The sequence below is a fragment of the Methanobrevibacter sp. TMH8 genome (assembly GCF_020148105.1).
Lineage (GTDB): Archaea > Methanobacteriota > Methanobacteria > Methanobacteriales > Methanobacteriaceae > Methanobinarius.
In genome coordinates this window covers 18,540-34,564 of sequence record NZ_JAHLZE010000012.1, presented here as the reverse complement: position 1 = coordinate 34,564, position 16,025 = coordinate 18,540, and the positions used below count along the sequence as shown (strand labels likewise).

Below are 16,025 nucleotides of genomic sequence, written 5' to 3'. Positions count from 1 at the left end.
TAATATTTAGAGTGCTAAAATAGTTAAATAATAGTTAAAAATTTTTATAAAATAATTAATCAGTTATTATTATATTTAATTTTTTATTATAAATGTAATTTAATAGGTCATTAATATTTAATTATATCATTAATATTTAATATTTTTAGTCTTAATAATAATGAAATAAATATTTGATTGTTCAAAAGTTTAATTATTTTATTTATTTAAATTAAAATTTAAATTAAATCTCTTTAGTTCTTTTAATGGAGGAAGTATAATTACTTATAGATTTTCAATAATTATTCCTGCTTATAATGTAGAAAAATACATTTCAAAAAGTTTAGATTCTTTAGTTAATCAAACTTTTAAAAATTTTGAAGTAATTTTGATTGATGATGGTTCTACAGATTCAACACAGGATATCATTAAAGAATATTGTGAAAAATATCATAATTTCAAATCTATCATTCAAAAAAATCAAGGAGTTGCTAATGCTAGAAATAACGCACTTAAAATTGCTAAAGGTGAGTATATTGGTTTTTTAGATCCTGATGGGGATTGTTTTTTTGAAGATGCTCTTTATAACTTTAATGAAACAATAAATTTTCATGAAAATAAAGATAATTCTCCAGAATTAGTAATAGGTTCTCAAATTACTACAGATACTTGGTCAAAAGTGAATTTTGATTCTTCTAGTAGAAATTTAAAAAATACTTTAAGGTTGGTTCTTAACTTTAGAAATAAATTTAATAAAATAAATTTTTTAAAGAAACTAAGTAATAATAAATTTTTTAAAAATTTATATTATTATAAAAGTGCAAAATTTCTTCCTTATGAGAATGAAATAGCTCCTCATGATAAAAGAATAATTTGGACTATGTTAATATTAAATAAAATGTTTAAAAGAGAAAAATTATTGGAAACTGGTGTTAAAATGCCTATTTTGACCCATGCAAGTGATGCAGCATTCTTATTTTCTTTTTTATATAAGTGTGATATAATTGTGGGATGTCCACATGATGTTTTAATTTATAAAAAAAGAATATTTTCAGATGATTCTTCTCTTTCACAAGAATCAAATTTAGATTCTGTAAATGCATATTATGAATCTTATAACATAATTTTGGAATCCTTTAAAGAATATTCTAATAAATATCGACAATTATTAAAAAATAATAATGATAATAATGAATTGAAAAATTTTGAAAGTGAATTTTCAGAATATATTGATTTATTACAATTTAAAGAACTACAAACTCTATTTATCAACATGACTTATAGATCATTCTGGAAAACGGATACTGATACTTTAATAAGGGTTAAAAATATTCTAATGGAATTTAAAGAAGAAATAATTCCAGAAACATGGGAAGTAATCCGTAATTCTAATAAAGATATTAATATAGATGATCTTGTTGTTGATCCTATTGAAATGGCAGATAATCCTTTAATCACAATAGTATTAGATAATATGGGAGGCAAAATTGATTTTATTCTCTTAAGAAGAATAATATCTAACATATATAACTCAAATTTCCCTGCATTTGAATTAATAATTTCAAATGAATTATTTAGGGAGTTAGATGAGAGTTTTCAAAGTAAAGAAAATATTCATTTTATTGAATATGTTCATGCAAATGATTTTAAAAATAAGGCTATTAATAAATCTAAAGGGGATTATCTATTTTTTATAGATCAAGATATTTTATTCTCTCCTAATTTATTAAAAGAAATGTTTGATAGGATAAATGGTATTAATTCTTCAGTTACTACAATTAAAGAAAAACTCAGTGAAGTTAAATCTCTTGGATTTTCTACTAAATTAATTAGGAACTTTCCTAAAATATTTATAAATTTTATAAGATTATTCATTTCTTTATTTAAAAGAAAATCACAAAAAAAATATGATTTTATAATCTGTCCAATGAAACCTGTGATTGAGGACAGAATGGATAAAGAAGATGAATATGAAATCTACAAATATTCTAAAAGAAATCTTTTAGATTCCAATATCCTTAGTGATTGTATCATTTCTGATAAACTAATTAGTAAGGAGTTTTTAAAAAGAATTAAATTTGAATTTTCTAAAGACATTAAAAAAGATATTAATATTTTCTATTCTCTTGGCGAATTTCAGAAAATAAATAAAAATTATATATTAACAACTGATGAATATTTGAAAAAACCTCTTATTTCAATAATAATTGATAATATTAATTTAAATGAACAAGAAATAAATGATTTATTGGAATCAATATATAATCAGGAATTTAAATCTTTTGAAATAATTTTAAATGGAGATTTAAAACTTAAAAATAATATAAATCATTTAAATGAGGATAATATTAAATTCACTAATAATAATTTCAAGGAAGAATCTATTAATATATCTAGTAGCCAATATGTTTTATATATCGACTCACCTATTAATTATAAATCAAATGACTTTAATAAAATTTTTAATAAATTTAAATCAAATAAAATTGGAATGAAAGATAATATCAATAATAAAATTATTATAAAAAATAAGCTTTAGTAGTTGATGATATATGAGGATATAATTTCAATAAAAAATTTCATAAAATGGTAATTTATTTTATATTATTATATTTAAAATAGTTAATTTAATTAAAAACAATTATAAAAAATATATAATTAAATTATTATATAAATAATTATATAATAATAATATAAGAACATAATTTTATTTTAATATTTAATTTAGATTATTATTTAATATTTAGGAGATTAACATGATATTCGGGGCAATTTTGGCAGGTGGTACTGGAACAAGAATGGGGAAGATTGAAAAGCCTAAACAATTTCTTTTACTTGGAAATAAACCAATTATAATACATACAATAGAAAAATTTTACATCAACGATATCTTTGATGAAATAATTGTATTATGTCCAAAAAATTGGATAAATTATACTGAAGATCTTATAAATAAATATATTATTAATCAAAATATTTTTAATAGCTCAAATAAGATTAAAGTAGTGGAAGGTGGGGATCAGCGTAATGAAACTATTATGAATGCTGTTTCATATATTGATGAAAATTATGAATTATCTGATGATGATATAATTGTTACTCATGATTCTGTTAGACCATTTATAACTCACAGAATATTAACTGAAAATATAAAGTATTCTGGTAAATATGGGGCATGTGATACTGTTATCCCAGCATCAGATACAATTGTAGAAAGTAACGACAATAAATTCATTAAGAATATACCTAATAGAAAAAATATGTATCAAGGTCAAACACCTCAGTCTTTTAAAATAAATAAACTAAAAACACTCTATAATAAACTTTCAAATGAAGAAAAAGACATGTTAACCGATGCATGTAAAATTTTTTCAATAAACAATGAAAAAGTTTTTCTTGTTGAAGGAGAAGTAACAAATATTAAAATTACATATCCATATGATTTAAAAGTTGCAAACTCTATTTTAAAAGGATATTAATTTTATTATTTAATTTTATTATATTATTAATTATATTTTTATTATAATAATTATTATAATATATATTATTTAATTATCTTTAAAGTTCTGGCTAGTGAAATAATGATTAACACAGTATATCGATTAGTGGCTCCTAAACTCTTTGAAGAAGAGTATGAAGAAGTTTTTTTAAAAGATAATGTGGTTGTTAGACCTACTTATCTTTCAATTTGCCAAGCAGATCAAAGATATTATAATGGTAACAGACCTCCTGAAGTTTTAGCTGAAAAATTTCCTATGGCATTAATACATGAATGTATTGGAGAAGTTATTAATGATGATACTGGAACTTTTTCTCAGGGAGATAATGTAGTAATTATTCCAAATACACCTATAGAATCTGATGATATAATATCTGAAAATTATTTGGAATCTAGCAAGTTTAGATCTAGTGATTTTGATGGATTTATGCAGGATTATATTGTTTCATCTCCAGATAGATTAGTTAAACTACCAAATAATATAAATAAAGAAGTTGCATCATTTACAGAACTGGTTAGTGTAAGTCTTCATTCAATTACTCGGTTTTCTGAAATTTCTCATGAAAAAAAAACAGTAATAGGTGTTTGGGGAGATGGAAACTTAGGATATATAACTTCTCTTTTGTTAAAAACACTTTTTCCAGATTCTAAAGTGATAGTATTTGGAACAAATGATGAAAAATTGAATATATTTAGTTTTGTTGATGAAACATTCAAAATAAATGAAATCCCTCATAATTTAAATATTGATCATGCATTTGAATGTGTTGGTGGAAGAGGATCTCAAATGGCAATTGATCAAATAATTAATCATATTAAACCTGAAGGAACAATATCTTTTTTAGGAGTATCGGAATTTCCTATACCAATAAATACGAGAATTATATTAGAAAAAGGTCTTTTTATTTTTGGAACTAGTAGAAGTGGAAAAAAAGATTTTTTGAATACTATAAAAATTTTTGAAGAACATCCAATTATACTGTCTTATTTAGAGAGTATTATCAGCAATGTATTTAAAATAAGAACTTTAAATGATATTAATGAAGCATTTGAGAAGGATTTTAACTCTCATTATGGAAAAACAGTTTTAGTTTGGAATAAATAGATTCATATGATTATTATTTTATTTTAGCTAAATATTGTTCAATTATTCTATATTTTCCTTAAATAATACATTAGATAAAATATAAGAAGATAATTATATTTTAAACTAAATATATTCTATTAATTTTTAAAATTATATTTCTGATAGTCTTTAAAATTATATTTAGAAACCTATTTAAAGGATTTATTACATATTCTTTTTAATATTATCATTAAAATTCAAATTATTATTAAATACTAAATAATTATTAATCTTAATGATTTATATATTTAGATAATGAATATAAATAATAAAAATTAATATAGTAAAACTGAATTAAATAAATAAGCAATTAAATAAATAAGATATTAAATAAATAAGCTTAATAGTACTATATATTAAAAATTTCCTGGAGATATAATGAGTTTTGATTTTATAATAAATAATAGGTTTATTCTAAATTTTAAAAAATATAAGTATCTTTTATATGAACTTATTAAGAGAAACATTAAGTTAACCTATAGAAGATCTTCTTTAGGACTTTTTTGGACATTTTTAAGTCCTTTACTCTTTACAATAGTTTTATCAATAATTTTTTCAACATTTTTCAAGAGAAGTATTGAAAATTATCCTGTTTATCTTTTATGTGGAAAATTATTATTTGATTTTTTCAGTAGTGGAACTAAGACAGCAATGAATTCCTTGAAAAGTGCAAGCGTAATTAAGAAAATTTATGTTCCTAAATATATATTCCCATTAGCTAATGTTTTAGGAAACTATGCTACATTTTTAATTTCCTTATCAGTTTTAGTTCTTTTAGTGGTTGTTACAGGTGTTAATTTAACATGGAATGCATTTTTTATGATAGTGCCATTCTTCCTAATCTTATTACTAACTTTGAGTGTGGGATTAGTTCTTGCTACTGTTGTTATATTTGTTCGTGATGTTCAACATTTATGGGGAGTTTTTACTACTATGTTGATGTGGGGTAGTGCAATATTTTATCCTGTTAGTACAGTCCCTGAACAATTTAGATTTTTATTTGACATTAACCCAGTATATAATGTAATATTAATGCTTAGAAATTCAATTTTATACGGAATTGCTCCGACTACATACCAAATGTTGTTTGTTTTCGGATTTTCAATGGTTTTTTTAATAATTGGGATAGTTTTATTATATAAATACCAAGATAAATTTATACTTTATATTTAGGTGATATTTTGGGTGAAAAAGTTATTGAAGTTGAAAATCTTTCAATGAAATACAATCTAGCTAAAGAAGGAAAAATAAGTTTAAAAAACTATTTTAAAAAAGTTAAAAATAGAGAACTCCTTTATCAAGAATTTTGGGCTCTTGAAGATATTTCTTTTGATGTAGAAAAAGGAGATAGGTTAGCTATTTTGGGGTTAAATGGCGCTGGGAAAAGTACACTTCTTAAAGCTGTTGCAGGTGTTATAAAGCCAAATAAAGGAACAGTAAAAACAAAAGGAAGAATAGTTCCTTTATTAGAGTTAGGTGGAGGATTTTCTGGAAATTATACTGGAAGAGAAAATATTTTTCTTAGAGGGGCTATGTTAGGTTTTTCTACAAAATACATGGAGGAACATTTTAACGAAATTGTAGAATTTTCCGAAATTAAAGATTTTTTAGATGTTCCTCTAAATAATTATTCTTCTGGAATGAAATCAAGATTAGGATTTTCTGTTTCTACTGTGGTTAATCCAGATATACTAATTTTAGATGAAGTTTTGTCTGTTGGTGATGCTAAATTTAGAAAAAAATCATTTGCTAAAATGATGCAATTAATCGAAGATAATGATACTACAGTTTTATTTGTTTCTCATTCATTAACTCAAGTAAAAGAGCTTTGTAATAAAGCAATATTATTAGATAAAGGTAAACTTATAATGAAAGGGGATATAGAAGAAGTTTGTAATAAATATGAAGAAATTATTCAGAGCTAATCAAAACTTAGAATATTAAGTCATTGATTAGTTATTATTTTCCAGTGTTTACAGTGTTATAATGAATTTTAAATATAAAATATTTGCATATATCTTCAATTTTTTTAAATTATTTTCTTTTAATAGAAACGATGTATTTTTTATTCTTGATAAAAAAAATTCTTTTAATGGGAATTCAAAATTTATTAAAAATGAACTATCTAAAAGAGATAAATTTAAATTTTATACTCTTTCTAAAGAAGATTATTCTTTTCAAGGAGTGAAATCTCCAATAAATACTATAAAAAAATTTTTCACATTATTAAATTTCTTTTTTATTGGATCATATAGATTATCTAAATCAAAATATGTATTTCTAAATGATAATTTTTTTCCTCTTGCATATATGAACTTTAATAAGGATGTCACTATTTTTCAGCTTTGGCATGCTCCAGGTGCATTTAAAAAATTTGGAATATCCTCGCTTGATGATGAAAATGTTAAAATATTAACAAAATTATCAAATAAGAATTTAAAATTGTCTGTAAGCTCTAAAAACATTTTTGAATTTTATCAAGAAGCATTTGGGGTAAATAAAGATCAAATTTTCAATTTTGGAGTTCCTAGAATTGATTACTATTTTAATAAAAAATATAATAATAATGAAAATATAAAAAATATAAGAAAAAATCTTGAAAGAAGATATCCTGAAATTAAAGGGAAAAAATTAGTTTTATATGCTCCAACTTTCAGAGAAAATAAAGAAAAAAATGATGATATTGTAAATAAATTTGATTTTAAAAGATTTAATTCATGTTTAGGGGATAAATTTTCATTAATATTTAAATCACATCCTAAAATTACAACGCCTTCAATAGAAGGAGTAATTGATTTAACAACTTATTCGGATGAAAAAGAATTACTACTGATATCAGACATATTAATAACAGATTACTCATCTTTAATGGTAGAATATGCTTTATTATCAAAACCGATTATTTTTTATCCATTCGATTTAGATTATTATTTAAAATATGAAAGAGGATTTTATTTTGATTATAAAGATGTTCCTGGTCCAATAGCTAAGGACACTGATGAAATAATTAAAATAATTAAAAATAATGATTTTGACTTTAATCTTATTGATAATTTCGTTAAAAATAATTATGATTATTTAGATAGTAATTCTTCGAAAAGAATTGTTGATTATGTTTTGAAAAGTGAATTTTAAGTTTGGATGTAATATTAGATAATTATTTTATTTCAAAATTATAAATAATTATATTATAATATAATTAATTATAAAATTATAAAAACTAACTATCAAAACCAAAAAATAATATAAAAAATACTATAATAACTAAATATTAGAACTAAATATTAGAATTAACTATTAGAACTAAATATAGAATTAAATATTAAAAGTATAAATAATAAATATTATTTTAAATTTAAGATTTGCCTTATAAATGGTGTTAATATTGAAAATTTCTGTTGTTATTCCTAACTATAATGGTATGAATTTTTTAGGCAACTGTTTGAAATCATTAGAAAATGAATCTGAAAGAGATGAATCTCATTTTTTAGAAGTTATTATAATTGATAATGGATCAGATGATGGTAGTTTGGATTTTTTAAAGGATAAAGCTAATGATAACAATTTAAATAATATTAATTACAACTTAATTTTAAATAAAAATAATTTAGGATTTGCTAAAGCTGTTAATCAAGGTATAAAACTAGCTAATGATCAAAATACAGATTATATATGTTTGCTTAATAATGATGTAGATGTTAAACAAGGTTTTATATCTAATTTAGTTAAATCAATAGAAATTGATGAAAATATATTTAGTGTCAGCAGTAAGATGCTACAATATAAAAATCCTGATTTAATAGATGATGCAGGGGATGAATATACCATATTGGGATGGACAAAAAAGGCAGGAGATGGAAAATCTTCAAAAAATTATTCAAATTCTCGAAAAATTTTTAGTAGTTGTGCTGGTGCAGCCTTATATAGAAAATCTATCCTAAATGAAATAGGTTATTTTGATGAAAACTTTTTTGCCTATATGGAAGATGTTGATATAGGATTTAGGGCATTAATCAATGGTTATACAAATGTATATTCTCCTAATGCGATTGTATACCATATAGGCAGTGGTAGTAGTGGTAGTAGATATAATGAATTCAAAATAAAATTAGCTGCCAGAAACAACATTTGGGTTATTTATAAAAATATGCCTTGGCCTCAAATATTACTTAATATAGGGTTTTTATTTATAGGATTCTTAATAAAATATCTCTTTTTCCTTAGAAAAGGTTATGGAAAATTATATTTAGAAGGATTAAAAGAAGGATTAAATAATAGAAAAAAAATCAAAAAAAATGGGTTTAAATCTTCTAATTTAAAAAATTATTTTAAGATTGAATGGAAATTAATAATAAATACATTCAAACTATTAATTAAATAGACTATGTGATTAAATGGATTTATCAATTATCATTGTTAATTATAAAACTCATGATTTGACAAAAAATACTGTTAATTCAGTGTTAAAAACTGTAAAATCCTCATATGAGATTTTTATAGTTGATAATGATTCTCAAGATGGTAGCTATCAAAAGCTGGAATCAACTTTTCAAAATGAAATATCTAGTGGAAAAATAAAATTAATTGCTAATGATTCTAATCAAGGTTTTGCAGCTGCAAATAATATAGCTATTAGAAAATCAAAAGGAAATTTCATACTTCTTTTAAATTCTGATACCATAGTAAAAAAAGGGTCAATAGATATTCCTTTGGAATACATCAAACATAACAATGATATAGGTGCTATTGGGCCTAAAATTCTTCTTCCAAATGGAGATTTAGATAAAGCAGCTAAACGTAGTTTTCCAAATCCTAAAAATTCATTTTATAGATTATTTGGACTTTCTAAAATTAGTAAAAATTCGAATTCTGATAATTATAATCTTGATAATCTCGACCCAGATGAAGTTTATGAAGTAGATAGTTTGGTTGGAGCATTCATGCTTGTTAGAAATGAAACAATAATTGAAATAGGCCTTTTAGATGAAGATTATTTCATGTATGGTGAAGATATTGATTGGTGCTATCGAATAAAAAAAGCTGGTTGGAAGGTCATTTATTATGGAAAAGTAGATATTATTCATTATAAAGGTTCAAGTAGTAAGAAACAGAAGTCAAAGCTAATATATGAATTTCATAGGGCCATGTATCTTTTTTATAAGAAGCATTATACTGATAAATATTCATTATTTACAAAAATTATTGTTTACATAGGTATAACTCTTCTTTTAATAATTAAACTATTTTTAAATATTTTTAAAAAATAAATCTATTTTATAATATTTTTAATATTTTTAATATATTTAATATATTTTATATAATTTTATATATTTTTTATAATTTTTATTAATTACATATAAATATATATTTAGTATTTATTTTCTACTAAATTTTTAATAATTATTATATTTATAAATATTAACAGTTATAATAATGATATTTAATATATAAATTTTTTAGTAATGATTATATAAATGTTTATAATAAAATAATTATAATAAAATATTTAATATTAAGATAAATAATTAATAAGATAAGATATTTAAATATAACTAAATATAATTAATATTAATTAATAATAATTGATATCTAATTAATAATATAACATATTCTTAATTATATTGATATTTGATTCACGCTTAAAGAGTTTTACTTTGAAATTTAACCAAATAATCCAGATAATATGATTAAACAAAACCAACGATTTTTAAATACTATATTAATCGTAATTGATGCATCTGTTCTAATTCTAGCTTTTATTGTGGCATGGTTTTTAAGATTCAAAACAACTCTTTTTGGGCCATTGGGAGGCTTTCTTTCTTTTGAAAAATATCTGCTGATGGTTATTTTCATAATCCCTTTATACTTATTATCATATTATTTTTTAGGTCTTTATAAACCATTTAGGGATCAATCTAGTATTATACCTGAAGCTAGTCAAATTGTAAAAGCTAATATTTTTGTTTTCGCATTATCAATAGCTACATTGTTCATTATTGAACAACCTGATTATTCAAGAATACTTTTATTTGTCTTCGCTGTTTTAAGTACATTATTTGCTATAATTGAAAGATATATTTTTAGAGAGATTTTAAAGCATATTAGGGCTAATGATCAAAACATGAAACATGTTTTAATTGTAGGAGATGGAGAATTAGCTATTAAATTTGCTGAAAAAATAACATCAAAAAAATATCTAGGTTATTCTATAAGTGGGTTTTTAGGTTCTCGTCACGAAATTGGACATATAATTGGAAATTCTAAAGTTATTGCAAAAATCGATGATCTTGATGAATTATTAGCAAATAATGAATATGACAGGGTTATAATTGCTATTCCTCTTAAGTACTATGATAACCTAATGAAATTAGTAGATATATGTGAAAATCAAGGTGTAAAAGCTGAAATTATTCCAGATTATTACAAATATATTCCAGCAAAACCTTCTATTGACATGATAGATGAGTTACCTATCATAAATATTCGTTATGTTCCTTTAGATGATGCTTTAAATAGTTTTATAAAGAAATCTTCTGATATTATTATTTCTTTAATCGCTATACTTATTACTTCACCAATTATGATTATAACGGCCATAGCTATTAAATTAACATCTCCTGGACCAATTATTTTTAAACAAGAACGAATTGGTTATCAAAGAAAACCTTTTATGATGTATAAGTTTAGAAGCATGAAAGTACAAGATGAAAATGATGAAAAATCAGAATGGACTACTAAAGATGATCCAAGAAAGACAAAAGTAGGAGATTTCATTAGAAAAACTAGTATAGATGAATTACCTCAATTTTTCAATGTATTAAAAGGTGAAATGAGTGTTGTAGGTCCAAGACCAGAAAGACCTTATTTTGTTGAAAAATTTAGGAGTGATATTCCAAAATACATGGTAAAACATCAAGTAAGACCAGGACTCACTGGACTTGCTCAGGTACATGGTTATAGGGGAAATACTTCTATTAAAAGACGTATTGAATATGATATTGAATATGTAGAAAATTGGTACTTAGGATTAGATTTATTAATAATGTGGAAAACTATAATTAAAGGAAATAGAAATGCTTATTGATTTTAAAATATATAAAATTTCCTATATTAGAATATGTTTTTACTTTATAATAACTTCTTTAGATAATTATCTTTGGATAATTTCTTTATATAATCTTTTTAAAACATTTTAACTTTATTTAATAAGAATATTATAATGAATTATTTCTATTATATTTATATAAAATAATTTTATTTAAAATAATTTTATTATGAGAACACAATTTCAATATAAGAAATGATTATTTTTATAATATAACAATTTTCCAAAATTATTGTAATAATATTTATATATAAGTTATTACTAATTTTATTTAAAATATAAAAATACTTTCTTAATAATTAAATAATTAATAATATTTTCATGATTTAATTTTATATACTAAATTTAATTATAAATGAGAATAATAATATAATATATATAATAATAATATGTGGCTTTATTGTAGCTTATTATCAATATATAGCTATTATTGTATTAAAATTTTTATCATTGATTATTAAATAAAATATATTATTTTATATCATGAAAGTATAGACAAGAAGTATCTAAATATTAAAATGAAAATTAGTTAAAATTAATTAAAACTAGTCAAAATTAATTAGAATTAGATAATATAATATAAAATCAAATGAAATATGAATAAAAGTAAAACATCACTATAAGAATATATTTAAAATCTAAGTTTGGTTTAACCTTGTAAAATTGAAAATTTGAAAAGTAACTTAGAAATTTATTTTCAAAATATTACTTCTCATTACCTCTCTTAGATAAGGATTATTTAATTGGTAACAATAATTAATATTAAAAGTGTGAGGGCTTGGTATGGATAATGAAATAATTGAAGAATATGAAAAAATTAGGGATAAAATCTCTGAAGAAGAATTTTTAGAGAAAATGAAGGAAAAAAAGAAAGATTATGAAGATATAAGTTTTATGAGTGATCTTGACATAGCTAGGACTGTTGTGGGGGAATATATCACTGAAAAAAATGAACATAGATCTGAAAATGAAGAACATCTTATGGACAAAATATCTAAGTTAGAATCTGGTGCTCAAAATTTAAGTGTCATCGGTCGTATAATGGGTATTTCGAATCCTAAAGTATTTACAAGCAGAAAAGGGAAAGTTGGAAAACTAGCTAATTTAAAAATTGCTGATGATACTGGGGAAATTAGGGCTGTTCTATGGACAGAAAACATAAAACTTTTAAAACAGATTAATGAGGGGGATGTTGTTCAAATAAACAAGGTAGATGTTAAAGATGGATACAGGCCAGGGACCAAAGAAATTCATTTAACTCCTCGATCAACTATTGATGTTTTAGATAGTGAAGATTATTTAGATTTGCCTGAATATGAAGAACCTATAACTCTTATTTCTGATATTGAACCAGATACTGAAGTAAATATCATAGCTAGACTTATAAGACTTCCTAAAATTAGGACTTATGAGAAAAACGGAAAAGAAGGGCAAGTAGCTTCTTTAGAACTTCAAGATGAAACTGGAAAAATTAGCTATACATTATGGAACAAAGATACAGACTTAATCAACAGCCTAGAATTAAATGAGGGGGATTCTCTAAAAATACTCTCTGCATCTGCACGTGAACGAAATGGTGAGATTTCTTTAAGCCATTGGGATGGAAGGATAATAAAAGGAGATTTTGAAGTTCCAGAATATGAAGATAAAGTATTAAAAATAGCTGAAGTACAAGAAATGAAAGATGTTTCTTTAATTGGCCTAGTTACTAAAATCCAAGATACTATTGAGTTTGATAGAGCTGATGGTTCTAAAGGTGCAGTTAAATCTATTGAAATAGCTGATGATACAGGTTCTATCAGAGTAACTCTTTGGGGAGATGACACTAATTTGGAAATCAACAAAGGAGATATAATTAAAATAACTGGTGGAAATATTGAATTTGATGAATATACTGAAACTGGATATAGAGTTAATACAAATTGGAATACTCAGATTATAACAGATCCTGATGAAGAAAATAATTTAATTGATGTTTTAAAAGAATATCAAGCTCAATTAGGCCCAATTAAAGTTGAACAAGTTCAACTTATAGAAGAAGATGGTGAGGAAGTGGATGTTCTTGGTAGAATTATAAATATGAATGATCCGAGAGAATTCCAAAGAGATGATGGAACAACTGGTCTTGTTAGATCTGGAGATTTGGCAGATGAAACAGGAATGATCAGGCTTTCGTTTTGGGATGAAAAAGCTCAAAATAATTTTGAACCTGGAAAAGCTTTCTTAATTGAAAATGCTAGAACTAGAATGGGTCTTTATGCTGTTGAATTAAATATAGGAAAAACAGCAAGAGTAATAGAATTGGCTGAAGAAGATACTGGAGATTTACCTTCATTTACAGAACTTGAAGATATGATTTACACTCTCAAAAAAATTGAAGATTTAGAAGAAGATGATGTAAATGTAAAAGTAATAGCTAGAATCGTCGATATTCAAGAACCTAATGAATTCCAAAGACAAGATGGAACTCCGGGCCTCCTTAGAAATATGGAAATAGGGGATGATACTGGAATTATAAGAACAACTCTTTGGAATGAACAAGCAGAAATCCAATATGAAGTAGGGGATGCTTTAAAAATTGAAAATCCTCGTGTATCTTTTAGAAATGATCAGCTTGAATTAAGTATAAGTAACAGTACTAAAATTACTAAAGCAAATGAGGATGATTTAAAAGATTTACCTTCATTTGAAGAATTAGAAGAAATATTATATGTATCTAAAAATATAGCTGATTTAGAAGATGATGATAAAAATGTTAAAATCCAAGGAAATCTAGGAGATACTTTTGGTAACAATATTCTTTCTGCAAGATGTCCTAATTGTAATAATAGATTAGAACAACTTGATGATGAATATGTCTGTGATTATTGTGGTGAAGATGTTGAAAAACCAAGATATCTTTTAATGATTCCAGCAAGGATTGAAGATGATACTGGTGATATTTCCATTACTTTCTTTGGAAAGTTGGCTGAAAAATTACTTGATATGACTACTGATGAAGCAGCTGAAATCGTAGAAGATAGTGCTGATGAAGGTGTTTTAGAAGGTAAAGTTGAAAATTTAGCTGGACTTGGTATAAAAATTATTGCAGATGTTAATTTTGATGAATATAATGAAGAAATTAGATTGAATCCTAAAAAGATTATTTCTACAGAATTGTAATTATTGATTCACATTAATAAAATGATAAAAAAATGATAAAATATCAAAAATAAACAAATATCAAATTTATAAGCGAATTATAAAAGCAAAATTAAAATAAAAGGAATGATTATTATGGTTGAACTTGAAGAATTGCCTAGTGTCGGTGAAAAAACCGCGCAAAAATTAAGAGATGCTGGGTTTGCTGACATGATGAGGTTAGCCACGGCCACAGCCAAAGAATTAGCTGTAAAAGCAGAGATTGGTGAAGGAGTAGCTGAAAAAGTTATTGAAGCAGCTAGAAAAGCTGAATCCATTGATTTTGAAACTGCTTTTGATGTAATGGAACGAAGACGTGATGTAGGAAGAATTACAGTAGGGAGTGAAGCTTTCAATGAATTAATTGGTGGAGGAATTGAAACTCAATCAATCACTGAAGTATTTGGTGAATTTGGGTCTGGTAAAAGTCAAATTTCTCATGAATTAGCTGTTACAGTTCAACTTCCAAGAGATAAAGGTGGTCTTGATGGAGAATGTGTATTTATTGATACTGAAAATACCTTCCGTCCTGAAAGAATAGATCAAATTGCTGCTGGATTTGACATGGATCCAGAAGAAGTTCTTCAAAAAATTCATATAGCTAGAGCTTTTAATTCATCTCATCAAATCTTAATGGCTGATAAAATTAATGAATTGATTCAAAGTGGAGTAAATATAAAATTAGTCATTGTGGATTCATTAATGGCACATTTTAGAGCAGAGTACGTTGGAAGAGAGTCTTTAGCTACAAGACAACAGAAATTAAATCAACACTTACATGCACTTCAAAATATAGCTAATACTTATAATGTAGCTGTCTTCATTACAAATCAAGTGCAAGCAAGGCCAGATGCTTTCTTTGGAAGTCCAACAAAAGCTATTGGTGGTCATGTTTTAGGTCATGCTTCTACTTATAGAATTTGGCTTAAAAAAGGTTTAGCAGGCAAAAGAATTGCTAGATTAGTTGATTCTCCTCATTTACCTGAAGGTGAATGTGTATTTAAAATCACATCTGATGGTATTGTGGATTAATTAATCACAATTACCTTTTTTATTTTTATTCTTATATTTCTTTTTAGTTTTTTTTATTTTTATTTTTATTTCTTTTTTATCAAAAATTTATTTGTATCAGCTTT

The 16,025-nt window shown here is 24.0% G+C and carries 11 protein-coding genes; all 11 read left to right on the top strand.

Annotated elements, in window-relative coordinates; all coding sequences use genetic code 11:
* The first annotated feature begins 256 nt into the window (after window positions 1–256).
* The 11 genes from KQY27_RS02570 to radA all read left to right on the top strand — a co-directional run bounded on the left by KQY27_RS02570 (window position 257) and on the right by radA (window position 15,921).
* Window positions 257–2,518 (top strand): glycosyltransferase, encoded by a 2,262-nt coding sequence (locus KQY27_RS02570; protein WP_342765735.1) that lies wholly within the window; start codon window positions 257–259, stop codon window positions 2,516–2,518.
* A 217-nt stretch (window positions 2,519–2,735) separates the two neighbouring features.
* Window positions 2,736–3,458: a 2-C-methyl-D-erythritol 4-phosphate cytidylyltransferase gene (locus KQY27_RS02565; RefSeq protein ID WP_224425012.1), complete on the top strand. Its 723-nt coding sequence runs from the start codon at window positions 2,736–2,738 to the stop codon at window positions 3,456–3,458.
* Window positions 3,459–3,560: 102 nt separating this feature from the next.
* On the top strand, window positions 3,561–4,583 hold the full coding sequence (locus KQY27_RS02560; protein ID WP_224425011.1) for an alcohol dehydrogenase catalytic domain-containing protein: 1,023 nt from the start codon (window positions 3,561–3,563) through the stop codon (window positions 4,581–4,583).
* Between the two features lie 399 nt (window positions 4,584–4,982).
* The gene (locus KQY27_RS02555) at window positions 4,983–5,777 is read left to right on the top strand and encodes an ABC transporter permease (RefSeq protein ID WP_224425010.1); all 795 of its coding nucleotides are present in this window, start codon (window positions 4,983–4,985) and stop codon (window positions 5,775–5,777) included.
* Window positions 5,778–5,785: 8 nt separating this feature from the next.
* A complete protein-coding gene (locus KQY27_RS02550; RefSeq protein WP_224425009.1) occupies window positions 5,786–6,529 on the top strand; it encodes an ABC transporter ATP-binding protein in 744 nt (247 codons plus the stop codon).
* Between the two features lie 61 nt (window positions 6,530–6,590).
* On the top strand, window positions 6,591–7,739 hold the full coding sequence (locus KQY27_RS02545; protein ID WP_224425008.1) for a CDP-glycerol glycerophosphotransferase family protein: 1,149 nt from the start codon (window positions 6,591–6,593) through the stop codon (window positions 7,737–7,739).
* Between the two features lie 250 nt (window positions 7,740–7,989).
* Window positions 7,990–8,985, top strand: coding sequence for a glycosyltransferase family 2 protein (locus tag KQY27_RS02540; protein ID WP_224425007.1), 996 nt, complete (start codon window positions 7,990–7,992; stop codon window positions 8,983–8,985).
* Between the two features lie 13 nt (window positions 8,986–8,998).
* Window positions 8,999–9,871 (top strand): glycosyltransferase family 2 protein, encoded by an 873-nt coding sequence (locus tag KQY27_RS02535; protein WP_224425006.1) that lies wholly within the window; start codon window positions 8,999–9,001, stop codon window positions 9,869–9,871.
* A gap of 416 nt (window positions 9,872–10,287) precedes the next feature.
* Window positions 10,288–11,688: an undecaprenyl-phosphate glucose phosphotransferase gene (locus tag KQY27_RS02530; RefSeq protein WP_224425005.1), complete on the top strand. Its 1,401-nt coding sequence runs from the start codon at window positions 10,288–10,290 to the stop codon at window positions 11,686–11,688.
* A gap of 804 nt (window positions 11,689–12,492) precedes the next feature.
* Complete coding sequence (locus KQY27_RS02525) at window positions 12,493–14,871, top strand: OB-fold nucleic acid binding domain-containing protein (protein ID WP_224425004.1); 2,379 nt, start codon at window positions 12,493–12,495, stop codon at window positions 14,869–14,871.
* A 114-nt stretch (window positions 14,872–14,985) separates the two neighbouring features.
* On the top strand, window positions 14,986–15,921 hold the full coding sequence (radA, locus tag KQY27_RS02520) for a DNA repair and recombination protein RadA (protein ID WP_224425003.1): 936 nt from the start codon (window positions 14,986–14,988) through the stop codon (window positions 15,919–15,921).
* Window positions 15,922–16,025 lie beyond the last annotated feature (104 nt).

What these genes read in the sequence shown, in the direction of transcription:
- KQY27_RS02530 (WP_224425005.1), top strand. Translation starts at nt 10,288, where the DNA reads ATGATTAAACAAAACCAACGATTTTTAAATACTATATTAATCGTAATT.
- KQY27_RS02545 (WP_224425008.1), top strand. Translation starts at nt 6,591, where the DNA reads ATGAATTTTAAATATAAAATATTTGCATATATCTTCAATTTTTTTAAA.
- KQY27_RS02555 (WP_224425010.1), top strand. Translation starts at nt 4,983, where the DNA reads ATGAGTTTTGATTTTATAATAAATAATAGGTTTATTCTAAATTTTAAA.
- KQY27_RS02535 (WP_224425006.1), top strand. Translation starts at nt 8,999, where the DNA reads ATGGATTTATCAATTATCATTGTTAATTATAAAACTCATGATTTGACA.
- KQY27_RS02565 (WP_224425012.1), top strand. Translation starts at nt 2,736, where the DNA reads ATGATATTCGGGGCAATTTTGGCAGGTGGTACTGGAACAAGAATGGGG.
- KQY27_RS02525 (WP_224425004.1), top strand. Translation starts at nt 12,493, where the DNA reads ATGGATAATGAAATAATTGAAGAATATGAAAAAATTAGGGATAAAATC.
- radA (WP_224425003.1), top strand. Translation starts at nt 14,986, where the DNA reads ATGGTTGAACTTGAAGAATTGCCTAGTGTCGGTGAAAAAACCGCGCAA.
- KQY27_RS02560 (WP_224425011.1), top strand. Translation starts at nt 3,561, where the DNA reads ATGATTAACACAGTATATCGATTAGTGGCTCCTAAACTCTTTGAAGAA.